At 31.0% G+C, this 24,851-nt stretch carries 25 protein-coding genes; 14 read left to right on the top strand and 11 right to left on the bottom strand.

Annotated features, from left to right (window positions below; translation table 11 throughout):
* Positions 1–21: 21 nt before the first annotated feature.
* Both ACQY1Q_RS09000 and ACQY1Q_RS09005 read right to left on the bottom strand, forming a co-directional pair.
* Complete coding sequence (locus ACQY1Q_RS09000; protein WP_431004975.1) at positions 22–1,581, bottom strand: hypothetical protein; 1,560 nt, start codon at positions 1,579–1,581, stop codon at positions 22–24.
* On the bottom strand, positions 1,571–3,157 hold the full coding sequence (locus ACQY1Q_RS09005; protein WP_431004976.1) for a peptide chain release factor 3: 1,587 nt from the start codon (positions 3,155–3,157) through the stop codon (positions 1,571–1,573). Before ACQY1Q_RS09005 ends, ACQY1Q_RS09000 begins: the two co-directional genes overlap by 11 nt.
* Before the next feature lie 189 nt (positions 3,158–3,346).
* Between ACQY1Q_RS09005 and idi the strand changes: the two genes are divergently transcribed.
* The 3 genes from idi to ACQY1Q_RS09020 are packed head-to-tail and all read left to right on the top strand — an operon-like array spanning position 3,347 to position 5,298.
* The gene (idi, locus tag ACQY1Q_RS09010) at positions 3,347–3,868 is read left to right on the top strand and encodes an isopentenyl-diphosphate Delta-isomerase (protein WP_431004977.1); all 522 of its coding nucleotides are present in this window, start codon (positions 3,347–3,349) and stop codon (positions 3,866–3,868) included.
* Positions 3,869–3,872: 4 nt separating this feature from the next.
* On the top strand, positions 3,873–4,286 hold the full coding sequence (locus ACQY1Q_RS09015; RefSeq protein ID WP_431004978.1) for a 6-pyruvoyl trahydropterin synthase family protein: 414 nt from the start codon (positions 3,873–3,875) through the stop codon (positions 4,284–4,286).
* 25 nt (positions 4,287–4,311) lie between these two features.
* Positions 4,312–5,298 (top strand): type I phosphomannose isomerase catalytic subunit, encoded by a 987-nt coding sequence (locus ACQY1Q_RS09020; RefSeq protein ID WP_431004979.1) that lies wholly within the window; start codon positions 4,312–4,314, stop codon positions 5,296–5,298.
* Here ACQY1Q_RS09020 and ACQY1Q_RS09025 read toward each other — a convergent pair whose 3' ends face one another.
* The 4 genes from ACQY1Q_RS09025 to ACQY1Q_RS09040 form a co-directional block, all read right to left on the bottom strand.
* Positions 5,299–5,760: a hypothetical protein gene (locus ACQY1Q_RS09025; RefSeq protein WP_431004980.1), complete on the bottom strand. Its 462-nt coding sequence runs from the start codon at positions 5,758–5,760 to the stop codon at positions 5,299–5,301.
* A gap of 1 nt (position 5,761) precedes the next feature.
* Complete coding sequence (locus tag ACQY1Q_RS09030) at positions 5,762–6,310, bottom strand: hypothetical protein (RefSeq protein WP_431004981.1); 549 nt, start codon at positions 6,308–6,310, stop codon at positions 5,762–5,764.
* 30 nt (positions 6,311–6,340) lie between these two features.
* A complete protein-coding gene (locus ACQY1Q_RS09035; protein ID WP_431004982.1) occupies positions 6,341–6,886 on the bottom strand; it encodes an RNA polymerase sigma factor in 546 nt (181 codons plus the stop codon).
* Positions 6,887–6,949: 63 nt separating this feature from the next.
* Positions 6,950–8,392, bottom strand: coding sequence for a TonB-dependent receptor (locus tag ACQY1Q_RS09040; protein WP_431004983.1), 1,443 nt, complete (start codon positions 8,390–8,392; stop codon positions 6,950–6,952).
* 81 nt (positions 8,393–8,473) lie between these two features.
* On the opposite strand from ACQY1Q_RS09040, the gene ACQY1Q_RS09045 reads away from it, so the two are divergent.
* From ACQY1Q_RS09045 to ACQY1Q_RS09055, 3 genes are all read left to right on the top strand, one after another.
* A complete protein-coding gene (locus tag ACQY1Q_RS09045; protein WP_431004984.1) occupies positions 8,474–9,259 on the top strand; it encodes an MBL fold metallo-hydrolase in 786 nt (261 codons plus the stop codon).
* Between the two features lie 110 nt (positions 9,260–9,369).
* Positions 9,370–10,128: a peroxide stress protein YaaA gene (gene yaaA, locus ACQY1Q_RS09050; protein WP_431004985.1), complete on the top strand. Its 759-nt coding sequence runs from the start codon at positions 9,370–9,372 to the stop codon at positions 10,126–10,128.
* 13 nt (positions 10,129–10,141) lie between these two features.
* Positions 10,142–10,774 carry a SanA/YdcF family protein gene (locus ACQY1Q_RS09055; RefSeq protein ID WP_431004986.1) on the top strand — a complete coding sequence of 211 codons (633 nt, stop codon included), beginning with the start codon at positions 10,142–10,144 and terminating at the stop codon, positions 10,772–10,774.
* A 27-nt stretch (positions 10,775–10,801) separates the two neighbouring features.
* Here ACQY1Q_RS09055 and ACQY1Q_RS09060 read toward each other — a convergent pair whose 3' ends face one another.
* Together ACQY1Q_RS09060 and ACQY1Q_RS09065 are read right to left on the bottom strand one after the other, a co-directional pair.
* Entirely contained in the window at positions 10,802–12,229 is a 1,428-nt protein-coding gene (locus tag ACQY1Q_RS09060) for an L-serine ammonia-lyase (RefSeq protein WP_431004987.1), read from the bottom strand.
* 87 nt (positions 12,230–12,316) lie between these two features.
* A complete protein-coding gene (locus tag ACQY1Q_RS09065) occupies positions 12,317–12,658 on the bottom strand; it encodes a DUF2853 family protein (protein ID WP_431004988.1) in 342 nt (113 codons plus the stop codon).
* A gap of 204 nt (positions 12,659–12,862) precedes the next feature.
* Here ACQY1Q_RS09065 and ACQY1Q_RS09070 point away from each other — a divergent pair, with 204 nt between their 5' ends.
* Positions 12,863–14,233: a tetratricopeptide repeat protein gene (locus ACQY1Q_RS09070; protein WP_431004989.1), complete on the top strand. Its 1,371-nt coding sequence runs from the start codon at positions 12,863–12,865 to the stop codon at positions 14,231–14,233.
* On the opposite strand, the gene ACQY1Q_RS09075 is transcribed toward ACQY1Q_RS09070, so the two are convergent.
* Positions 14,234–14,926, bottom strand: a complete 693-nt coding sequence (locus ACQY1Q_RS09075) for a leucine-rich repeat domain-containing protein (RefSeq protein WP_431004990.1) — start codon at positions 14,924–14,926, stop codon at positions 14,234–14,236.
* Positions 14,927–15,119: 193 nt separating this feature from the next.
* Between ACQY1Q_RS09075 and pfkA the strand changes: the two genes are divergently transcribed.
* From pfkA to ACQY1Q_RS09095, 4 genes are all read left to right on the top strand, one after another.
* Positions 15,120–16,106 carry a 6-phosphofructokinase gene (pfkA, locus tag ACQY1Q_RS09080; protein ID WP_431004991.1) on the top strand — a complete coding sequence of 329 codons (987 nt, stop codon included), beginning with the start codon at positions 15,120–15,122 and terminating at the stop codon, positions 16,104–16,106.
* 14 nt (positions 16,107–16,120) lie between these two features.
* Positions 16,121–17,155 (top strand): type I glyceraldehyde-3-phosphate dehydrogenase, encoded by a 1,035-nt coding sequence (gene gap, locus ACQY1Q_RS09085; RefSeq protein WP_431004992.1) that lies wholly within the window; start codon positions 16,121–16,123, stop codon positions 17,153–17,155.
* Between the two features lie 151 nt (positions 17,156–17,306).
* Positions 17,307–18,299 carry a type I glyceraldehyde-3-phosphate dehydrogenase gene (gene gap, locus ACQY1Q_RS09090; protein WP_431004993.1) on the top strand — a complete coding sequence of 331 codons (993 nt, stop codon included), beginning with the start codon at positions 17,307–17,309 and terminating at the stop codon, positions 18,297–18,299.
* 71 nt (positions 18,300–18,370) lie between these two features.
* On the top strand, positions 18,371–18,733 hold the full coding sequence (locus ACQY1Q_RS09095) for a methylglyoxal synthase (protein ID WP_431004994.1): 363 nt from the start codon (positions 18,371–18,373) through the stop codon (positions 18,731–18,733).
* Positions 18,734–18,779: 46 nt separating this feature from the next.
* On the opposite strand, the gene ACQY1Q_RS09100 is transcribed toward ACQY1Q_RS09095, so the two are convergent.
* On the bottom strand, positions 18,780–19,160 hold the full coding sequence (locus ACQY1Q_RS09100) for a Rid family detoxifying hydrolase (RefSeq protein WP_431004995.1): 381 nt from the start codon (positions 19,158–19,160) through the stop codon (positions 18,780–18,782).
* Positions 19,161–19,190: 30 nt separating this feature from the next.
* Complete coding sequence (locus ACQY1Q_RS09105) at positions 19,191–21,896, bottom strand: putative LPS assembly protein LptD (RefSeq protein WP_431004996.1); 2,706 nt, start codon at positions 21,894–21,896, stop codon at positions 19,191–19,193.
* Between the two features lie 107 nt (positions 21,897–22,003).
* Between ACQY1Q_RS09105 and ACQY1Q_RS09110 the strand changes: the two genes are divergently transcribed.
* The 3 genes from ACQY1Q_RS09110 (at position 22,004) to ACQY1Q_RS09120 (ending at position 24,843) form a co-directional block, all read left to right on the top strand.
* Positions 22,004–23,215, top strand: coding sequence for an N-acetylmuramoyl-L-alanine amidase family protein (locus ACQY1Q_RS09110; RefSeq protein WP_431004997.1), 1,212 nt, complete (start codon positions 22,004–22,006; stop codon positions 23,213–23,215).
* Between the two features lie 67 nt (positions 23,216–23,282).
* A complete protein-coding gene (locus ACQY1Q_RS09115) occupies positions 23,283–24,239 on the top strand; it encodes an MlaD family protein (protein WP_431004998.1) in 957 nt (318 codons plus the stop codon).
* Position 24,240: 1 nt separating this feature from the next.
* Complete coding sequence (locus tag ACQY1Q_RS09120; protein ID WP_431004999.1) at positions 24,241–24,843, top strand: carboxymuconolactone decarboxylase family protein; 603 nt, start codon at positions 24,241–24,243, stop codon at positions 24,841–24,843.
* The last annotated feature ends 8 nt before the right edge of the window (positions 24,844–24,851 follow it).

A 24,851-nucleotide genomic window follows, 5' to 3' on the forward strand; every position in this document is an offset into this window, starting at 1 on the left:
ATTTTAAAATCTGTTTTTATACTATTTTAAAGCGGATAAACTAGCAAAGCTAAAGTTAAATCCTACGTTTATGTTTGTTGAATTAACATTTCCAAAAGGAGCATATAATTTTCCTCCTGAAGCCGTTATTGAAAAATTTGGTGCTATTGTATAATTAATACCTGCTGTAGGTCTTATTACAATTCCTTCACCTGTATCAACACCGGCACCTCCGGCAGCTCCTCCCATTAAATCTACAAAAGCGTTTAATCGGTTATTAAAAAATGTATTTGTTTTAAATCCTATTCCAGCCAATCCGTGAGCATAACCGCCTGATCTTCCTCCATAAGCAAAGCCGGCTTCTCCTATTAAATAGAAGTTTTTAGTAAGATCGTAGTTAAATTGAAGAGCTAATAATTGCAAATCAACAGAAAGTATTCCGTCAGGATCATCCGTTTTGACAACATCAAAATACGATTGATTTTCCATGCTTAACGTAACTCCTTTTGTTGAATAAGAATTGATGTTTTCTCCTGTAACTTCAGTACCTCCGTTTAAACCAAGATATTTTAAGCCAAATCCAAAAGTGTATGCTTCTAGATCTCCGGCAATTGCTCTATAGTATCCTCCATGACCACTAAGAGAAAAATGATTTGATAATTTTAAATCGATTCCTGCAGATGGATATATCATTAAACCTCCTTCCGGAGCAATACGTCCGCCGGCTGCACCTAAACCTAATTTTGTAAATAGATTAATATACTTTGATTGATATGGATGATAACCGGCACCAAAAAATAAATCCATAAATCCGGCTCTTAGCCCTTTATATATGGCATCTGTATGAGCAAATATAAAGGTATTATCACTTATGTATTTTTGATATTCAAATCCTAAAACATATAAGGTTTCATGTAGAGGAGAACCGTTATCTTTTTTGGAATTTCCAAAAGGTTTAAAAAAGTCGAAACGTAGTTGTTGTACATTTTTGGTTGCTGGCTTTTTCCAGAAGCTATCAGAAGAAAGATTCGTGTTTGTAAAATTCTGATGAACTTTATCATAATCAGCAAATCTTAAAAGACTAGGTATTTCTATAAAAAAGGAAACAGAATTACTTTTAATTTCACCGGAATAGAAATTAACATGACTGTACTGAACTCCAAAAGAATAGTTTTTATGTTTATATTGTAAACCAATATTAGGATTCATAAAACCTCCGTCATTAACTAAATAACGATAACCACCGCCACCTCCAAAATGGAAATTAGCGTCGATGTATAAATTTTTATATAGTTGTTTATTAACCCCTAATTCAACACCTAAAGTAAATAATCCTCCTTGGTCACCTGTTACTGCAGCATACATAGCTGCACCTCCATACAACCAATCGTTTAGAGGGATTTGGTAATGTAACCCCATCATTCCCATGGTTGGTTTTAAATCAGGGAATTTATCGGTTGGCATTTTAACAGGGATAAAGTTTAAACGAACTTTATTCTGTAATTCTTTTCCTTCTAAAGTAACTAAACGCTCTTGACTGTATATCAGAAAAGAAAAAAGGGAAAAGAGAATTGAGATTGTATAGTGTTTATTAAAATTCACTGGTAAAATGTAATTTAACTGTAGGGTATTTACTTTGTGTCATTTGTATGGTAAATGCCGAATCTGCTAAGAAAACTAACTGTCCTTGTTTGTCTTTAGCTAAATAACGTTGCTTTACTCTTTTAAATTCTTTAAACTCTTCATTTTTTTCATCTTCAGGTTCTACCCAACACGCTTTATGTACAGCAATGTTTTCATAAGAACACTTAGCTCCATACTCATGTTCTAAACGATATTGTATAACTTCATATTGAAGAGCCCCAACTGTTCCTATAATTTTTCTACCATTCATTTCTAAAGTAAATAGCTGAGCTACCCCTTCATCCATTAATTGGTCTAAACCTTTGTGTAATTGTTTTGCTTTTAACGGATCGGCGTTATTTACGTAACGGAAATGTTCCGGAGAGAAACTAGGAATACCTTTAAAGTTTAAATTTTCACCTTCCGTTAAAGTATCACCAATTTTAAAGTTACCGGTATCATGAAGTCCAACAATATCACCCGGATAAGACTCTTCTACAATTTCTTTTTTCTCTGCAAAAAAGGCGTTCGGACTTGAGAACTTAACCTTTTTACCATGTCTAACATGAAGGTAAGGCGTATTTCTTTTAAACGTACCAGATACAATTTTTATAAAAGCTAAACGATCTCTATGTTTAGGATCCATATTAGCATGAATCTTAAATACAAACCCGGTTAATTTATCTTCTTTTGAATCAACCAAACGAGTATCAGACATTTTAGGTTGAGGGTTAGGTGCTATATCAATAAAACAATCTAGTAATTCCTTTACTCCAAAGTTATTTAAGGCAGAACCAAAGAATACAGGCTGTAAGTCACCTGATATGTAAGCTTGTTGATCAAAAGTAGGGTATACTTCATATACCAATTCCAGTTCTTCACGTAAAGTATTGGCAGATTTTTCACCAATAAGTTTATCTAATTCAGCAGTATCAATATTATCAAACTCAACTCCTTTAGAAATAGTTTGTTTATTATCTCCAGAAAAAATATTTAATTTTTTCTCCCATATATTATATATACCTTTAAAGTCATATCCCATACCAATAGGAAAACTTAAAGGAGTGACTTTTAAACCTAATTTTTGTTCAACTTCATCTAATAAATCAAAAGCGTCTTTACCTTCACGATCTAATTTATTAATAAAAACTATCATAGGTATTTTACGCATTCTACATACTTCAACCAGTTTTTCAGTTTGTTCCTCAACCCCTTTAGCAACGTCAATTACAACAATAACACTATCAACAGCAGTTAAGGTTCTAAATGTATCTTCAGCAAAATCTTTATGTCCGGGAGTATCAAGAATATTAATCTTTTTATCTTTATATATAAAGGCTAATACAGAGGTTGCTACCGAAATACCTCTCTGACGTTCAATTTCCATAAAGTCAGAAGTAGCTCCTTTTTTTATCTTATTGTTTTTTACAGCCCCTGCTTCTTGAATAGCTCCTCCAAATAATAATAACTTTTCAGTTAAAGTAGTTTTACCGGCATCCGGGTGAGATATAATACCAAACGTACGTCTTTTCTGTATTTCTTCTAAAAAACTCATCTATAAAATTTAAGGACGCAAAGTTAGTCTTTTAAAAGAGTATGAACAATACCGAATTTTTATTTTCTGTAATTAAGTATTCAAGAAGATTTTGCCTCAATTATTAGGTATTAAAAGAATATTAATTAATTTTTAGAGGACTTTACTCTAAATTCTATTTTGTAAGTTTGTTTTTTGTAAAATAAATCCATGAGAGAACACGTAATTTTAGTTGATGAACAAGATAACCCGATAGGGGTAATGGAAAAAATTGAAGCTCATGAAAAAGCATTATTACACAGAGCTTTTTCAGTTTTTGTTTTTAACCATAAAGGTGATTTGTTATTACAACAGAGAGCGAAAGAAAAATATCATTCTCCTTTGTTATGGACTAATACGTGTTGTTCACATCAGCGTGAAGGTGAAACTAATATTGAAGCCGGAAAAAGAAGGTTACAAGAAGAAATGGGCTTTAGTTGTGACTTAGAAGAAGTTTTTAGCTTTATTTATAAAGCTCCGTTTGATAATGGACTTACAGAGCATGAATTAGATCATGTTATGGTTGGAAAATATGAGGAAGACCCTGACGTTAATTCGGAAGAAGTAGAAGCTTATAAATGGATGCCTTTAAATGAAGTAAAATCAGATATAGAAAATCGTCCGGAAATTTATACGGAATGGTTTAAAATTATATTTAAAGAATCATACGATAAAATCTCAAAATTTATTTAGAGTTATGCCAAGAGTGACTGTACATAGAAAAGCACATTTCAATGCTGCACATAGGTTATTTAACCCTAAGTGGACTGATGATAAAAATTTTGAAGTTTTTGGAAAATGTAGTAACCCTAATTATCATGGACATAATTATGAATTAATAGTGTCTTTAACCGGAGAAGTAGATGCAGAAACCGGATATGTTTATGATTTAGGTATTTTAAAAGATTTGATTAAAACAGAAATAGAAGATGCTTTTGATCATAAAAACCTTAATCTAGAAGTAGAAGAGTTTGAAAAATTAAATCCTTCAGTAGAAAATATAGCGGTTGTTACGTATGATAAATTAAGAAAAGTAATTGAAAAAGAATATGATTTGACAATTACTCTATATGAAACCCCTAGAAACTTTGTAACCTATTCCGGATCTTAGTTTCAGAGCAAATAATAAAAATAATATGAAAATTAATCAGGATTTTTTAAAATTTACCCCAATTTTAAAAGAAAAAATATGGGGAGGTAATAAATTAATTTCCCTATTGCATAAGGAATCAAACCAAAAAAATATAGGTGAAAGTTGGGAAATTTCAGATGTTGAAGGTGATACTTCTGTTGTTGCCAACGGACAATTAAAAGGAAAAGATTTAAAAGAGCTAATTTCAATTTACAAAGAGAGTTTAGTAGGGAAGAGTGTGTACGATAAGTTTAAGGAAAAATTTCCGTTGCTCATAAAGTTTATTGATGCTAAAGAAGCATTAAGTATTCAATTACATCCTCATGATGATTTAGCAAAAGAAAGGCATAATTCTTTTGGTAAAACAGAGATGTGGTATGTTATGCAAGCTGATGAAGAGGCGAATTTAATAGTAGGATTCAAGAAAAACACGACTAAAGATGAGTATTTAACGCATTTAAACTCTAAAAGTCTTATAGATATTTTAAATGTTGATGAAGTAGAAAAAGGCGATATTTATTTTATACCAACGGGTAGAGTACATGCAATTGGAGCCGGAGTTTTATTGGCAGAAATACAACAAACCTCAGATATTACGTACCGTATTTACGATTGGGATAGACAGGATGACGAAGGAAATTACAGAGAATTACATACAGAGTTGGCACTTGACGCTATAGATTATCAGGCAAAAGAAGTTTATTATACAAACTATAACAAAACTCAAAATAAATCAACAGAAGTTGTTACTTGTCCATACTTTACAACTAAAGTTTTACCTGTTAATGGAGAAGTAGATGTTAATTATGCTGATATAGATAGCTTTATAATTTACATGTGTGTAGAAGGAAGTGTAACGTTTAGCAGTAATAATTCTACGGAAATTCTTAAAATGGGAGAAACCTTATTAGTACCAGCAGATGTAAAAGAATTTAAAATAAACTCAGACACTAAGTCTGAGTTATTGGAAGTTTATATACCTGAAAATTAATTAATGATCAAACTTTTTAGGTCCGCGTAACTTTTTAATTAGTTTTCTGTTAAATTCATGTTCGGCAACTTCTAAGGTTAATATTTTTTTATAGGACAAGAACTTAGAAATTTTAGTAAAAAAAGAAGTTTTAAGTTCTGTTCTATTTTGATCAATTAACGTTATTTTCTGTAAAATTTCTTTGGCTTCATGTTCAGTCAGCTTATCAATACCGCCTACTTCAGAAATGCGTTTTTTAATCTTAAAACGCTCTTCTCTATGAAGTTTTACCATTTGTTCACTATAGTCATTATAGATAGGCCAAAATTTTTGCGCTTCACTTTCTGATAAACTTAGTTTTTCAGTAATGTAAGCAGCTTTGTAAGCACGAACTTTATCTTGGTAGTCTTTTTTTGTTTGAGCATTTAAAAAAGAACTCAAGAAAATGAAAGTAAAAGTTAATAGCAGGGTGTGTTTTTTCATCTTATTGAATTTCATTTATAATTGTATTATCTTCAAATGTATTTAAATATTCTTCCACAGTATCACCATCAAGGTTTATGGAATTTATTGTTTCGTTTTCAAAATTAATATCTGTTGTATTAATAGCTGAAATAAATTCATCACTATCAGTATTTATATAGCCATTTTCGTACCATTTTTCAATATCTGAGGTAGTAATATTATCAAAATTGATAATTCCTGAGCTGTTGTTAAAAAAAGTATATCCAATAAAAAGTAATACTGAAGCAGCAACAGCTGTAGGAATAAGGCGTACTACTCTTTTATAAAGAGGGATAACTTTAGTAGTATTCTTTTCAATACTTAATTTATCTAAAAGAGTAGCCTCAAAAGCATCGAAATAGTTTTCTGGAGTTTTAAAAGGAATGTTTTTAGCAGCATTAAGTATATTTTCTTCTTGAAAAACTTTATTTTCAAGTTCCTCAAAATAGTTTTCCGGAACAATAAACCCGCTTTTTTTATTCGTTTTATTGTTAAGGTAGTTAATGCTATTTTTTATATCATCATTCATAACTATAAGACTCTTTTTTTATGAAAAGGTTTAATTGTTGTTTTTTATATAAGTTTCTATCTTTTTAACAGCGTGATGATAAGATGCTTTAAGGCTTCCTACGCTAACCTGCAGTATTTCAGAAATTTCTTCATACTTTAATTCATCAAAATATTTCATGTTAAAAACCAACTGTTGTTGTTGAGGGAGAGTGGTTATGGCTTTTTGTAAAAGTAATTGAATTTGATTACCATCAAACCAGTAATCACTATCCAAATTAGAAGTTATTTGTTGTTGGTAATCTGAAATATCAATATTAATTTCTTTCGCTTTTTTATTAATAAAGCTAATGGCTTCATTAGTTGCTATTCGATACATCCAAGAATAGATTTTACTATCTCCTTTAAAGGAATCAATGTTCTTGAATACTTTTATAAAGGTATTTTGAAGTACATCGTCAGCATCATCATGAAAAAGCACTATTTTTCTAATATGCCAATATAAACGTTCTTTATACTGAGATACTAGAGTTTTAAATGCTACTTCTTTTGTAGTAGCATTTTGTAGCTGATTAATTAATATTAATTCGTCTGTCAACTAGTTCTAATTTAGTTGTTAGACTTTAAAATTATGAAAAGGTTTAATGTAAACGAAAAAAAGTTACATTCTTCTATTGGTATAACCAAAAAGACGTTTTTCTTTAATGGTTTCAGAAACTCCTTTAGGTAACATTTCTTCCCAACCTTCTTCGCCGTTTTTAATCATTTGAAGTACTGTGCGAGAAAAAATATGAAGCACCTCGGGGTTAAAATCTTTTAAATCAATAAGACGTCCGTTTAACTTGAAAAACTTGTATAACTCTTTAATACGAGGGTGTACTTTAAGATTTTCACTTGTTAAGTATTCACCTGTATTTTCTTCTTTATAAGGATATAAATAGATTTTTAAATCGCGATAGAAAAGTTTTCCAAAAGCTTCTAAAATACCACCACTTAAATCTCGGTAATACTTTTCGTCAAAAATTTGAATTAAATTATTAACTCCCATTGCTAACGCCATACGTTCTCTTGTAAATTCACTAAAGTATTCAACAAGTTTAAAGTATTCTTGGTAGTTGGTAATCATTACATTTTGCCCTAAAGAACATAATAATTCGGCTCTATCAAGGAAGTCGCGTTCGTTGATTTCTCCTTCAGCTTTAAGGTTACTAAGTGTAATTTCGAAGATAATTTGAGTTTTACTAGGATCTACCTTTTTTTCATTTAAGAAAAGCTCTTTTGATTTTTCAAACATATCCATGTTAACTTTAGTAACAGGTCTGTAACTACCTCTTAACGCTAAAATGTTACGTCTGTATAATACTTGAGCAGGCAATAGGTTATTTCCATCAGGACCAAACATAACGGCATTGGTCATACCATTTTTAACTAATTGTAAGCTCATTAAACGGTTGTCAACATACATAAAACGCGGGCCTGAGAAATTAATCATGTCAATTTCCAGTCGATCTTTATCTATATTGTCGTAAAAAGATTTTAAAAGCTCTTTAGGATTATCGTTTAAATAAAAAGCTCCATAAATTAGGTTTACACCTAAAATTCCTAAAGTTTCTTGTTGCTGTCTGGCATCTGTTTCTTTAAAGCGTAAGTGAAGAATTATTTCATTATAATCTTCTAACGGATCCAATTGAAAACGGATTCCGACCCAACCATGACCTTTAAACTTTTTAGTAAAGTTTATAGTTGCCACAGTGTTTGCGTAACTAAAGAATAGCTTATCCGGATGCTTTTGACGATCAAGACGCTCTTCAATTAAATCCATTTCATGCTTAAGCATCTTTTTTAATCGAGGCTCAGTTACATACCTACCATCCTTTTCTTCGCCATAAATAGCATCTGAGAAATCTTTATCGTAAGCACTCATTGCTTTTGCAATAGTACCTGAAGCACCACCGGCCCTAAAAAAATTACGAACTGTTTCCTGACCCGCACCAATCTCGGCAAACGTACCGTAAATATGGGCGTTAAGGTTAATTTTTAAAGCTTTCGTTTTAATAGTTAGTACTGGGTTAATCTTCTGATCTCCTTTTAACGTAATTGCCATTTTGTTCTTTTTTGTTACGCGCAACAAATGTACTGAAAATAGAAACTATCAGTCAATTTTTATTGTATTTTTGTGTGAAGCATGAGAAAAAAAAAACAATTAAAAATAACTTTTTTAGGAACAGGTACCTCTACAGGAGTGCCTATGATATCAAGTACACATCCGGTAGCGTTTTCAAATGATTTAAAAGATAAAAGATTAAGATCGTCCATTATGATTTCTTGGGATGAGGTTACCTACGTTATAGATTGTGGCCCTGATTTTCGTCAACAAATGATTCGAGAAAATGTTCAGAAGATTAATGGAATATTGTTTACACATGAGCATTCGGATCATATTGCCGGGTTTGATGATATTCGCCCTTATAGCTTTCAAATAGGGGAAGTGCCTATTTATGTTACGGAAAGAGTTTTACAAGCTCTGAAAAAAAGATATGAATATGTTTTTGAAACAGAAAATAGATATCCAAGTGCGCCAAGTGTAGCTCCTATACTTATTTCTCATAAAACATCATTTGATTTACAAGGAGTAAACGTTGTTCCTGTTGAAGTAATGCATGGAAATTTACCTGTTTTAGGCTTTCGTTTTAATGACTTTGCTTACGTAACAGATATAAAAACAATTACTGAGACAGAAATAAATAAACTGAAAAACTTAGATATATTGGTTGTTACAGGGTTACGTAAAGAACCTCACGCTACTCATTTTAATATTGAAGAAGCGTTACAGTTTGTAGAAAAAGTACAACCTAAAAAAACATATTTGACTCATATTAGTGAATTGTTAGGTTTTCATGAAGAAGTTGAAAAAGAATTACCTGAAAATGTATTCTTAGCTTATGACGGTTTACATCTGGTGAGTGAATAAATATTCATAGATTTTTTTAATATCAGCATAAGATAAAATAAGTAGAAGTGGATTAGTTTTTTGAGTAAGATTAATACTTTTATAGCACTAAATAGCATAATAAAACATATATGAAAATAATTATATCACCTGCAAAATCGTTGGATTTTGATACAACAGCTTCAACAAAAGAATATACACAACCTCGTTTTTTGGAACATTCTGAAAAATTAAATAAGAAATTAAAAACCATCTCAAAAAATAAGCTTTCTGAATTGATGAGTATTTCAGCTGATTTAGCAGATTTAAATTATGAAAGAAATCAGGAATGGAATCCACCATTTACTTTAGATAATGCTAAACAAGCAGTTTTTGCTTTTACCGGAGAAGTTTTTAGAGGGCTAGATATCACAACGCTTTCAGAAGAAAAAATAACGGTAGTTCAAGATAAATTAAGGATTTTATCAGGATTGTATGGAATATTAAAGCCTCTGGATTTAATTCAGCCATATCGTTTAGAAATGGGAACCAAATTGAAAGTAGGAAGGGCTGATAATTTATATAAATTTTGGGGAACATTATTAGCTGAATCATTAAATGAAGAGTTAAAGGATGATGAGTTATTAATAAACCTTGCCAGTTCAGAATATTTTAAAGCGGTACCGGAAAAAGCATTAAAGGTGCCAATGATAACTCCTGTTTTTAAAGATTTTAAAAATGGACAGTATAAAACAATCATGACTTATGCTAAAAAAGCTAGAGGGTTAATGGTACGTTACATAGTTGATAATGGAATTGAAACATTAGATGAATTAAAAGGATTTAATGTTGATGGGTATGCATTTTCAGAAACAATGTCTGCTAAAAATGAGTTAGTTTTTACAAGATAAATAGCTTTTTAAAATGAAAAAGAAATTAAAATGGGTTTTATTAACCATTGCATTGCTGATGATTACTATTTATTTGTGTAATTATATAGTAACTAAAAATGCGGTGAATAAAACTTTTTCTGAAATAAAAAAAGTACCTGAATATAAAGTAGGACTTGTATTAGGGACTGCTAAATATTTAAAAAATGGTCAGGTTAATTTATATTATACCTACAGAGTTGAGGCAGCTGAAAAACTATTTAAAGAGCATAAAGTAGCATTTTTAATCATAAGCGGAGATAATGGAACAAAAGCCTATGATGAGCCTACCGAGTTTAAAAAAGACTTAATAGCAAAAGGAATTCCGGAAGAGAAAATTTATTTAGACTATGCGGGTTTTAGAACGTTAGACTCTGTGGTGAGAGTTAAAGAAGTATTTGGGCAAGATGCTGTATTAATTATATCTCAAAAGTTTCATAATGAACGTGCTATTTATTTAGCCGAACAAAATGGTATTAAAGCCATGGGGTTTAATGCCAAAGATGTTTACGGTAATTATGGTATTAAAGTTACTCTTAGAGAGTATTTGGCAAGAGTTAAACTGTTTATAGATATACTGTTTAAAACACAACCTAAGTTTTTAGGAGAAAAAATAATAATAGAGTAGAAGCATCTTATAAGATGCTTCTTTTTTTTAACAGTCAGCCAACCTAACAGTAACAGCTAAACCACCTTCTGAGGTTTCTTTATAATTTCTATTCATATCTTTAGCAGTTTCCCACATAGTATCAATAACCTTATCAAGTGGAACTAAAGACTCCTTAGGGTTTGTTTCTAAAGCTAATTCAGCGGCATTAATAGCCTTAATAGCTCCCATCGTATTACGTTCAATACAAGGAACCTGTACAAGTCCGCCAATAGGATCACAAGTTAATCCTAAGTGATGTTCCATTGCTATTTCTGCAGCTACTAAACATTGTGAAGGTGTACCTCCTAAAAGTTCTGTTAACGCCGCTGCAGCCATTGCTGATGAAACACCAATTTCTGCCTGACAGCCTCCCATAGCAGCAGAGATAGTTGCATTTTTCTTAAAAATACTTCCTATTTCTCCGGCGACAAGTAAAAACTTTTTAATGTGTTCAAAGTTACCCTCATGGTTTTCTATAACCAAATAGTACATTAGTACAGCAGGAATTACTCCGGCACTTCCATTAGTAGGAGCGGTAACCACTCTTCCTAATGAAGCATTCACTTCATTTACAGCCAAAGCAAAACAACTAACCCATTTTAAAATTTCTCTGAATTTAACTTCTGTACTTCTTATAGCTGTAATCCACTCTTCTTTATTACTATAAGCAGCATCTTTTATAAGCTTTTTATGTGTTTCAAAAGCTCTTCTTTTTACATTTAATCCGCCAGGTAATGTTCCTTCTGTATGGCATCCTATATACATGCATTCAAGCATTGTATTCCATATACGAAGTAACTCAGCATCTATTTCATGCTCTTCTTTTAAAACTAATTCGTTTTCAATTACAATTTCAGAAATATTCTTTTCCTTAGTTACACAATAGTTTTCCAGCTCAGTTGCTCTGTTTATTGGAAAAGGAAAGTTCTTTTTATTGATTTCAATAGAAGGAGTTGTTTCAATTTCTTCCTGAATAACAAAACCACCACCGATTGAATAATAGGTTTCAGCTGAAATTTCGGTTGAGTCTTTAGAAAAAGCTCTGAAAGTTAATCCGTTAGAATGAAAAGGAAGGAAATCTTTATTAAATATTACCTGATCAATAGAAAAATCCAGCACACGTTCATTATTAAAATGCAGGGTGTTGGTTTGTTTTATGTTGGCGATAATTTTTTCAATATCTTCAATAGGAATATATTCCGGATCAGTTCCGCTCAATCCCAATAAAACAGCTAAATCTGTAGCATGCCCTTTTCCTGTTAAGGATAACGACCCGTAAAGGTCAATTTTTACAGTGAAAATATCTTCAATAAGATGATTTTCTTTTAGTTTTTGAATCCATTGTTGAGCAGCTCTCCAAGGTCCTAATGTATGTGAACTTGATGGGCCTACCCCAATTTTTAGCATGTCAAAAACACTAATAAATTGCGACATATAAATGGTGTTGTTTGTTGTGGGCTAAAATAGAAAATCCTGCATTAAGTTATTAATGCAGGACTTAAATTTTAAAAAGAAATTTGATTACATTCCGTAAACAGATTTTTTGCCAAGCTTTTCAGTTAACATATAGTAAACTACAGCTCTATATTTATTTCTTTCAGATCTGCCTATTTTTTCCATTACTTCATCAATAGCTTTGTCTAAAGCAGGTCCGTCAGCTAAACCTAATTTTTTAATTAAGAAGTTCTTTTTTACAGTTTCTAATTCTTTAGCATCAGTACCAGATACTGTTTCAGCGTCTTTTTTATAAATAGAAGGACCTAATCCTTTTGTTACAGCACTTAATAAATCAACGTTTACAGGGATTTTTTTATCATCCATAAACTTTTTATACAATCCTACTTTTTCGTCAAATTTACTCATGATTTTTTGTTTAAAAATTATTTTTTCTTGTTTGAATTTTTTAATCCTCTCAAATATAGAAAAATAATTTGTTGTTTCAAATTTGATTATATTTATATTACAACTGCCTATAATTGTTAATTACTTTGTTAACAACAAAAGTTAATTAATGTCATTAGGCATCATTGTTGTTGTAAATTTAAATATAATTCAAATCTAAAGCCTATGCCTGTATCAAAATTTGAATCAATGCTAAAGACAAATGATGTTTATTTTTTTGATGCTACAGAGTTTGAGGAAATTATCGAGCATTATTTAAACATAGGTAAACATTCTTTAGCTAAGAAAGCTGTTAAGTTAGGGCTTGAGCAGCACCCGACTTCTATTCAATTAAAACTGATGCGAATTGAATTACTCATCTTTGATGATGAGTTGAAAATGGCAGTTAAGCTACTTTCTGAAGTAGAAGCTGTAGAACCGCATAACGATGAGGTTTTTATTCAAAAAGCAACTATTTTATCGAAAAAGAAAAAACATAAAGAAGCCATTGATGTGCTAAAATCATCATTAGATTTTATTGAAGACCCGGAAGATATTTGGTCAATGATCGGAATGGAATATCTGTACTTGGATGATTTTGAAAATGCTCGTTTAAATTTTGCTAAATGTATAGAAGTAGATTATGAAGATTATTCATCTTTATACAATATTGTTTACTGTTATGACATGGAGCAAAACAATGAAGATGCTATAAAGTTTTTAAATACATATTTAGATAAAAATCCGTACAGTGAAGTCGCTTGGCATCAATTAGGACGTCAGTATTATGAAATAGGTATGTATGAAGAAGCATTACAATCTTTTGATTTTGCTGTAATTATTGATGATACGTTTATAGGCGGATATTTAGAAAAAGCAAAAACTTTAGAACAGTTAGAGCGTTATCAAGAAGCTATTGATAATTACTTAATTACATTAGAATTGGATGATCCTACTGCGTATGCATACATTCGTATAGGAGAGTGTTATCAAAACTTAGATAATTTATCTACAGCTATTCATTTTTATAAAAAAGCAGTTCATGAAGATCCGCTTTTAGATAGAGGATGGATGTTGTTAACCAATGCTTGTTATAGTAATAAGAACTTTCCAAAAGCCTTATATTATATCAATAAAGCTTTACAAATAGATGAAGAAAATCCAATGTATTGGAGAAAATATGGAGACATAAATTTAAAACTCAATTTTTATGAAGAGGCTGTTAAGGCTTTTTATAAATGTATTGATTTAGATGATAACGAGATTGAAATCTATGTAGCATTAGCAGATATTTTATTGTTTTTGGGTGAGTTTAATGAAGCTTTAACCGTTATGATTAAAGCTAAAAAAATATATAGAGAATTTGCAGAAATAGAATACCGCTTATGTGGTTTGTTTATGGTGTTAGATAAAGAGGAATACGGGCTAACTCATCTTAAAAACGCACTGGCTATAGATTATGAATATCATTTCATAATTAAAGAACTTTTTCCTACAGTATTTCAAAATAGCAGAGTAAAAGAAATTATAACCCAGTTTAAAAAAGTGGTTAAATAACTACCAAATAATTTTACAATTTTTAGGAACTTTATACTTAATAAGTCCTTTTTCGTACACCGATAAAGGATTACCTTTCAGTATAATTTTTTCTAAGCTTCTAAGGCCTCTGGCATCTAAACCGTTTGAGATTTGAGATAAGTTATTTGCTGAAAAATCAACAAAAACTAAACTTTTTAGTCTGCTAAATGAATCCGGTAATAACCATATAGCATTGTTTTTTAGATATAATTTTTCTAAAGTTTTAAAAACATTGATGTCTTCAGGTAATTTTTCAATGTTATTATGCTCCATATATAAAAACGTTAAAGCAGGTAAGCGTAAAATAGCCGGATTGATTCTTTTTAATTTATTCGCATTTAACTTTAACTTTTTTAAATTCACTAACTGATTAATTTTATCAGGAACAGATGTTAAATTATTGTTAGATAAGTTTAATATTTCTAGTTTTTCTAGCTGAAAGAAAGAACTATCTATAAAAGAAATATTATTATTGTTAAGCTTTAATATTTTTAGATTTTTTAAAGTGGTAACTTGAGGAGGTATTACAGACAAATTTTGGTGAGAAATATCTAAATAAAAAACTTTTTCTGGTTTTTTTAAAGCTTCATCAATAGAGGTAAAAATTACAGGTTCTTGAGAAAATAAAAGGAAATTAGAAAAAGAGAAAAAAAGTGTAAAAAATAATTTCATTAGAAATAGATTAATAAGGTGAAAATAACGTATCAAAAATAGTAAATCAAATAAATATAATAACCTAACTTTTTAATTTTTTTAAGATAAAAATGCTTTGTAAGTATAGTGTTTATAAGGGGTTTTACCGAAAACGATTTCGTTTTTTTTAGAAAAATCAATGTAAAAAATAAGTAGATTTGACACAGAAATTATGGCAAAAAGAATAAAAAAAATAGCAGTAATGACCTCAGGAGGAGACGCTCCGGGAATGAACGCAGCAATACGATCGGTAGTAAGAACTTGTGCATATTATAGAACAGAATGTATAGGGATATACCGAGGGTACCAAGGAATGATTGAAGGAGATTTTGTTACTATGACAGCTCGTAGTGTGAATAATATTATTCATAAAGGAGGTACGATTTTAAAATCTGCCAGATCGAAAGAGTTCATGACAAAAGAAGGAAGACAAAAAGCCTACGAAAACTTGAAAGAACATGAAATTGACGGTTTAGTAGTAATTGGAGGTGATGGTTCTTTTACCGGAGGTGTTGTTTTTAATGAAGAGTATGGTTTTCCCGTTGTTGGAATTCCGGGAACAATTGATAATGATATTTATGGAACTTCACACACATTAGGATATGACACAGCTTTAAATACAGCTATGGAGGCTATAGATAAAATACGTGATACCGCCTCGTCTCATAACAGACTGTTTTTTGTTGAGGTAATGGGAAGAGATGCTGGTTTTATAGCTTTAAACGCAGGAGTTGGTGCAGGAGCAGAAGAAATTTTAATTCCGGAAGAAAACCTAGGATTAGATAGAATGCTGGAATCACTTAAAAAAAGTAAAAGATCCGGAAAATCGTCTAGTATTGTGGTGGTGGCTGAAGGAGATAAATCTGGTAAAACTGTATATGAACTAGCAAATTATGTTGAAGAAAATTTACCGGAATATGAAGTGAGGGTATCTGTTCTAGGGCATATGCAAAGAGGTGGCTCTCCAACATGTTTTGACAGAGTGTTAGCTAGTAGATTAGGTGTAAAAGCAGTTGAATTATTAATAGATGGCCAATCTAATTTAATGGTTGGATTACAAGATAACCAAGTGGTGGCAACTGATTTAGAAAAAGCAATAAAAGGAATTCAAGAAATAGATATGGAGCTCTTACGAGTTTCTGATATTATGACTACTTAAAACTTAAATATATTATGATTAAAATAGGGATTAACGGATTTGGTAGAATTGGTAGATTAGCATTCAGATCTGCAGTGAAACGTTCAAATGTACAAGTTGTAGCTATTAATGATTTATTAGAAGATGTGAATTATTTAGCTTATATGTTAAAATACGATTCTGTACATGGAGAATTTGAAGGAACTGTAGAGGTGATTGATAACAAGTTAATTGTGAACGGAAATGAAGTAAGAGTTACTGCTGAACGTAATCCTGAAGATTTAAAATGGGATGAAGTAGGTGCTGATTATGTACTTGAGTGTACAGGTTTTTTTACAGCAAAAGATAAAGCGCAGCTTCATATTAACGGAGGAGCTAAAAAAGTAGTAATTTCAGCTCCGTCACCGGATGCTCCTATGTTTGTTATGGGAGTAAATAATAAAGAATTAAAAGAAACCGATACAATTTTTTCAAATGCTTCTTGTACTACAAACTGTTTATCGCCAATAGCAAAAGTATTACATGATAATTTTGGAATAGAAGAAGGGTTAATGACTACTGTTCATGCTACAACTGCAACGCAAAGAACTGTAGATGGACCTTCTTTAAAAGATTGGAGAGGAGGAAGAGCAGCATTACATAACATAATTCCTTCATCAACAGGTGCGGCAAAGGCAGTAGGAAAAGTAATTCCTGAATTAAACGGAAAATTAACAGGAATGGCGTTTAGAGTACCTACTATGGATGTTTCAGTAGTTGATTTAACAGTTAGATTAAAAAATAAAGCATCGTATGAAGAAATTAAAAGAGTAATGAAAGAAGCGTCAGAAGGAGAAATGAAAGGGGTATTGGGGTATACTGAAGAATTAGTAGTATCACAAGACTTTGTAGGAGATATTCGTACTTCTATTTTTGATGCAAATGCAGGTATAGCTCTATCAGATAACTTTGTTAAAGTTGTTTCATGGTATGATAACGAAATGGGATATGCAACTAAACTGGTTGATTTGGCGGAATACTCAGCATCATTAAAAAATGCTAATGTAACAGCATATTCGGAATCATTGTAAAACATATATAATTCTTTTGTTAAAAACTGATAGGAATTTAATTCCTATCAGTTTTTTTGTATTTATATAGTTTATATTTGTACTACCCAAATAATAGGGGTGAAAGTTTGTTGTTAGCCTTATTTTAAGGCAAAAAATAAAATAAAAAGAAATGATAAAAATTGGAATCAATGGTTTTGGAAGAATCGGAAGAATTGCTTTCCGTTCAGCCATACAGAGAGATAATATACAAATAGTAGCGATTAATGATTTATTAGATGTAGATTATTTAGCGTATTTGTTGAAATATGACTCGGTACATGGTCGTTTTAACGGAACTGTTGAGGTAAAAGACGGAAATTTAGTAGTAAACGGACAAATTATTCGTGTAACTGCTGAGAGAAATCCTGAAAATTTAAAATGGGATGAAGTAAATGTTGACTATGTAATCGAGTCAACCGGTTTCTTTACAGATAAAGATAAAGCATCATTACATTTAAAAGGAGGTGCAAAAAAAGTTGTGATATCAGCACCATCTAAAGATGCTAAAATGTACGTAATGGGAGTAAATCACAAAGAATTAACAGCTGATGAAGTTGTATTCTCAAATGCTTCTTGTACTACTAACTGTTTAGCTCCTTTAACTAAAGTTATTCATGATCATTTTGGTTTAAAAGAAGGATTAATGACTACAGTTCACGCAGCAACGTCTACTCAAAATGTAGTAGATGGTCCTAACAAAAAATGGCGTAGAGGTAGAACGGTAGTTAACAATATTATACCTACAAGTACAGGAGCAGCAAAAGCGGTAACAGAGGTAATTCCGGATCTTAAAGGTAAATTAACTGGAATGGCAGTTAGAGTACCGGTACCTGATGTTTCATTAGTAGATTTAACGTTTAGAACGGAAAAATCAACTTCTTTACAAGAAATATTATCAACGTTAAAAGAAGCTTCTGAAGGAGAGTATAAAGGAATTATTGGTTATACAGAAGATGAAGTAGTTTCTCAAGATTTTGTATCTGAGCCAAGAACTTCGGTGATTGATGCAGATGCTTGTTTAGAGTTGAATGAAAACTTTTTTAAAGTTATTTCGTGGTATGACAACGAGTTTGGATATGCTACTAAAATTGTAGATTTATTAGTATATTCAGCTTCATTATAAAAAAGCATAAAAAACACATAAATATTTTCCCGCTTTTGCGGGATTTTTTATTTAAGATAAACAGTTTCGATATGGAGATAGCAATTATAGCACATGATGGAAAAAAGAAAAGAATGGTAGAATTTTTAAACACCCATAAAGATGTTTTAAAACAAAAGAGTATTCAGTTAATTTCTACCGGAACAACCGGAACCAGAGCACAAGAAGCAGGATTTGAAGTAGAACGTTTTTTATCAGGTCCCTATGGTGGAGATGCACAAATAGCAAGTAGAGTAGCGGAAGGAAAATGTAAAATGGTTATCTTTTTTAGAGACCCACATGAAAAACATCCGCATGAACCGGATATTACGATGTTATTACGTTTGTGTGACGTTCATAATGTGCCGTTAGCAACCAATCCGTCAACAGCAGAACTTTTAATTAAAGCTATTTAAATATAGAATATAAAAAAACTCAGCTACATGCTGAGTTTTTAAGTTTTTATTTAATAGCGATCATGCTAATTTCAACATTTACAAATTTTGGTAGATTTGCTACTTCAACCGTTTCTCTTGCAGGAGCTGTATCTTCATTAAAATACTGTCCGTAAACTTCGTTAATTTTAGCAAAGTTGTGCATGTCTGAAATAAATATAGATGTTTTCACAACATTTTCAAAAGTCATATCGGCAGCAGTTAAAACTTCTTTCATGTTTTCCATTACCTGTTTAGTTTCAGCTTCAATAGAGTCTAATACTAAATCTCCGGTTTCAGGGTTAATAGCTATTTGCCCTGATGTATATAGCGTATTTCCACTTAAAACAGCTTGATTGTATGGCCCAATAGGTTGTGGTGCTTTTTGAGTTGTGATAATTTTTTTCATAATATATAGATATGTTGTTTGTGTTTAGTATTAGAAAAGTACTCTGTCTGGCGGTTTATTTTTATCCCATTTAAGATCGCTCATTACAGATGATTTTACGCCAATAAAGAAATAATAAGCAGAATTTCTTCCAAAAGGAGTCCAGTTAAAGTTAAAGCGCCAACTGTCTAAATCTCTTGAAAAATTTAATCGGGTAAATGTAAAAGCGTTGTTTTTAATGTCATATCCTGAAGAAAAACCTACTTTCCATTTCGGCGATAATTCTACATTACCACTAAACATTAAAGAATTATTATTAATACCGCTTGTAATTCCGTCGTTAGAATAATTCATGGCATAGACTAAGTTTAAGTCCCAAGGAATTTTAGCCTTGTATAAGTTAGTTACTTTAGTTTTTGAGGAATTATCGTTAGTATTATTATCTAACGGATTTCCAAGATTGTTGGTAGGAGATATGTTTTGCCCAAAAACATCTGGGGTGTTTTGTGCTCCGTTACCGTTATCTTCTTTATTATCTTTATCCTCCTTTTTTTCAAAATCTTTGCTTGAAATTGAATAATTAGCAGTAACACCAACATTGGTAAGTCTAAAAATATTTGGATTAAAAACATTGATTCGTTGCCCTTTACTGTTTACCTGATAAGGATCTAAAGAAGCACTCATATTTAAAGCTAATTTATCTTTAAATAATCGAGTACCAGCACTGGCACTAACAGGGCTCCAACGTAAACTATCAGCTGCAATATTATAACTTGTACTAAAGTTTAAGTTGTTTAATATGGTTACTTTTTTATCCTCTTCATCACTATTTGGGTCTTTAGGAGCTACTTTAGCTTCTAAAACATTGTTTACAGAGATACCAATTGAATTAGAGATACCACTTCCGGGAGTTCCATAAATACCACCTTCAAAAGGAGAATAGGTTAATAGATTGTTCGAATCTGTAAGATTCTGTTGTACTTGTAGATTATAGTCGTCAGCAAAATTAGGACGGTAACCATATGAAATAGTAGGTCTTATAGTGTGTCTTATAGCTTTTAATCTACCTTTTTTAAAGTTATAAGTACCGTAAATATTGGTAGACAAAGATGCTCCAAAATTATATTCGTGAAAACGAGTAAATCCGTTAATGGTATCATTAATAATATCACCAAGATTGCCCTTTGAGTTTATTGCCGTCGGATCAAATCGCTTGTTAATCTTTTTAAAATACCAAACATCTTTATAACTTACCGAAGGAGATAATGTGAAATATTTTAAAACCTTAAGATTGGTGCTGGTACTTAAATTATGTTGTAAACCGGCTTTTGCAGTTCTAAACATTTTAGGCTTAAAAAAATCAGCATCTGTAGTATTAATACTGTATTGACCACTCATACTGTAGTTAAGCCCCATTTTTTGAATAGGATTTTTCTTAACTCCGCCTTTACCAACAAAAGGAAAAATTCTATCCATGTTTAACTGTAAAGACGGTAAGGTCATAGTAATAGAATTATTGTTGGTATTTTGTTGATGAGTTGCCGTAACGTTCATATTAAAAGGAGTTCCTACAAACTTTTTATAATACGAAATTGATGAACTTAATGTATTTGTTAATCTTTGTGAATTATTAAACTCATTTAACGATTGATTGTAATACTGACTACTACCTAAGTTTACCGAAGCAGAGAATCGAGAGTTCGGGCTGGATTTAGCATCTTGGCTATGACTCCATCGTATATTAAAATTAGATGATTTACTATAACCGCTAAGCCCTCGTATTCCTTGTATAATATTTTCAAATCGAATGCTAAAATTTCCGGTAAATTTATAACGTACATAATAATTAGAATCACTTCTAAGCCCCCAGCTACCATTTGTATATACATCTCCCAAAACGGTTAAGTCAAAATAATCACTCAATGCAAAATAATACCCTCCGTTTTGTAAAAAGAATCCTTGACTATTACTATCTCCCCAAGATGGAATAATAAAACCAGAAGAACGTTTGTCAGTTAAAGGAAAATATGCAAAAGGTAAATATAAAGGTGTAGGAACATCTGCTAGTACTAAATGACTACCACCTACAATAATTTTTTTTCCCGGAACCAATTTAGCTTTGCTAGTAGAAATATAATAATCCGGAATCTTTTTTTGGGAAGTTGTAAAACGAAGTTTACGCATATAAATAGTAGAGTCGTTTACCCGTTTTGTTTTTTCTCCGTAAGTAATAATATCGTTTTGTACTGTTTTTACTCCGTAAATCAGCGCTTTTTTTGTTTTGAAATTAAATAAAATAGAATCTTGTTCGCTTTCCTGTCCGCCTTGTTTAAATTGAGGTCTTTGTTGATAGCCTAAACTATCTTTAATTCCTTTGGCATAAACCGTATTATTTTTATAATCTAAAATTATAATACCGGCTTTAAGATCTAAGTCAGTATAAGTAACTCTGGCTTTATTATATAAGGTAATAGTTTTGTTTTTGGCATCTTGAATAGTATAATCTTCCGCATCGTGAGTAATAATACCATCGATTACTTCTTTAGGTTTTATAGAATCTGTAGGAATTGAATCTTTAGGTTGTTTTATCGTGTTTTCCTTTTTTATGTTAAAAACAGAATCTTTTAAAATATTTAAAGGTTTATCGGGTTTAGGTTTAGAGGGTAATTCTCCTTTTTCACCGGAATCTTGTGAATAGCTTAATTGAAAACAAAAAAGACTGAATGCTAAAAGTATGTGGGTTAGATTTGTTCGCAATGCTATAAATACTATTTTTGTGTTAAATTAAAAATATGGCTTACTATTTGAGTTAACAAATTTTAAGCGTCAAAATTACTTAAAAAATATTGATGAAAATCTTAAAATTGAGCAAATATATTACCAAAAGATTAACTTTTGTTTTTTTTATAGGAATCACTTTTTTTTCCTGTTTTACAACGGTTAATGCACAAAAAAAGTATGTAATAGTCTTAGATGCAGGGCATGGAGGTAAAGATCCTGGAAACTTAGGAAATGGATATAAAGAAAAAAAAATAGCCTTAAGTGTAGCTTTGGAAGTAGGAAATGAACTTTCAAAAATTAAAGATGTTGAAGTCGTATATACCAGAAAAAAAGATGTTTTTATAGAGTTACATAACAGGGCTAAAATAGCCAATGATAAAAAGGCAGATTTATTTGTTTCTATACATTGTGATTCCTATTCACAGTCCAGAGCCCACGGGGCCGGAACCTTTGTTCTTGGATTAAGAGGAAATGATAAAAACCTTGAAATAGCCAAAAGAGAAAACGCGGTAATTTTATTAGAAGATAATTATAAGCAAAATTATGATTACGATCCTAACTCGCCGGAATCACTTATAGGACTATCATTATTACAAGAAGAAAATTTAGATAATAGTTTACTAATAGCTGGATTAATTCAAAGTAATTTTTCTGACTTAAGAAGATTTGATAGAAAGGTAAAACAAGATAATTTCTTAGTATTAAGAGAAACTATTATGCCCAGTGTTTTAGTAGAATTAGGATTCTTAACCAATAAAGCCGAGGGAAATTTCTTAAATACAAAATCAGGACAAATAAAAATGGCTAAAGCAATTTCTAGTGCTGTTCAAAAATATATAAATCGATTAAAAATGAACACAATAGGGGAAGTTGTTGAAGCAATAAAAGAAGAAAAACAACAACCGAAACCTGTTGAGGAAAAAGTTGTAGAGGTTAAAAAAGAAGAACCTATTAAAGTAAAAGAAGTTGTAGCTGAAAAACAACCTGAAAAGAAAGAAACAGAAGTAATAAAAACAATTTCACAAGAAAAATCTGATACCGTTGAGTTTAGAGTTCAAATAGCAGCATCTAAAAGGAAGTTAGATACAAGCAATTTTAATTTTAAAGGATTAGATAATGTAGAATCATTACTTATTGATGACTATTATAAGTATTACTACGGGAAAACTTCTGATTTTCAAGAAATAAAAAGGATACAAGCTAAAGTGAGAGAAGCGGGGCATGCAGGTGCTTTTGTTGTAGCATTTAAAAACGGAATAAAAATTTCGTTAAAAGAAGCTCTGAAAACAAATTAATTTAGACCTATTCTAGGTGCAAACTACCAAAAATTATTAGTATTTTCGCCTGTAATAATTTTTTTGCATGTCTAAAGAGTTAAAAACAGGAATAGTAGCTGTAATAGTAATAGCGTTATTTGTATGGGGCTATAACTTCTTAAAAGGTCAAGATCTTTTTAACCCAAGCACACGTTATTTTTACGTAGAATATGATAATATTAGTGGATTAAATGAAGCTAGTGTTGTTACTATAAATGGACTTAAAGTAGGTAAAGTTGCTGAGATTAATTTCAACCCAAATCCTGAAAAAAAAGGAAAGTTAATTGTAACCTTAAGTGTTGAAAACAACTTTAAATTTTCTAAAAATAGTATAGCTAAAATATACTCAGCAGGTTTAATGGGAGGTCAAAATTTAGCTATAGTACCTAGTTATGAAGGAGAAGAAGCCAAATCAGGAGATTATCTAACCGGAAAAGTCGAGTCTGACTTAATAGCATCATTAAGTGATAAATTAACCCCAAAATTAGAGCATACTATTGTGGGAGTTGATTCTTTAGTGTCTGGGTTCAATCAAATACTAGATGATAAGTCAAGAAAAAGCTTAAACAGAAGTATTTTAAACTTAGAAAATACGGTTTCTGATGTTAGAAAAACATTAGGAGCTGTAAATTCAATGCTTAACAATAGCAAAGGTAATATTGAGGCAACCGTTCAAAATGCTAAAAAAATCACGGATGATTTTTCTAAAGTTTCTGAAGAGTTAGCTAAAGCAAACCTTGGAAATACAGTAAAAAAACTGGAAACTACATTGACTAATGTAAATACTTTATTAGCTGATATGAAGAGCGGAAAAGGTACTTTAGGAAAGTTAATGACAGATGAAAAGATGTATACCAATTTAACCAATGCATCTAAAGAATTAGAAGAGCTATTAAGAGAAATGAAATTGAACCCAAAACGATTTGTACATTTTTCTTTATTTGGAAAAAAAGCCAAGCCATATAATGAAGAAAACAATGAAAATAATGTAAGTAATCAGTAGTATGAGCTGGATAAAGATCATATCTTTTAATGAGGCTGAAGGAAAGCTTAAGAAATTATATCAAAAAGTAACCGGACCCAATAATAATGTAGATAATATAATGTTGGTTCATGGACTTAGACCTCATACAATGGTAGGGCATATGGCTCTTTATAAAAATGTTCTACATAACAGTAATAATACACTTCCAAAGTGGTATTTAGAAACTATAGGTGTTTATGTGAGTCTATTAAATAACTGTGAATATTGTGTTGAACATCATTTTACAGGTCTACAAAGATTGTTGGGAGATGCTACAAAAGCAAATCAAATAAGAAAAGGTTTAGAAACCCATAAACCTGAAATAGCTTTAGATGAAAAGTTTTCTCAAGGACTTAAATATGCTGAAAAATTAACGTTAACCCCTTCTGAAATAGTAAAGGCTGATGTTGAAAAATTACAGCAAAGCGGAATAACAGATGGAGAAATTTTGGAAATAAACCAAGTAGTAAGCTATTTTAATTACGCTAACCGAACAGTTTTAGGGTTAGGAGTTTCTACCAGCGGAGATATTTTAGGACTATCACCTAATAGTTCTGAAGACGATAATTGGAATCATCAATAAAACTAACA

Source organism: Tenacibaculum sp. TC6 (genome assembly GCF_050606265.1).
Lineage (GTDB): Bacteria > Bacteroidota > Bacteroidia > Flavobacteriales > Flavobacteriaceae > Polaribacter.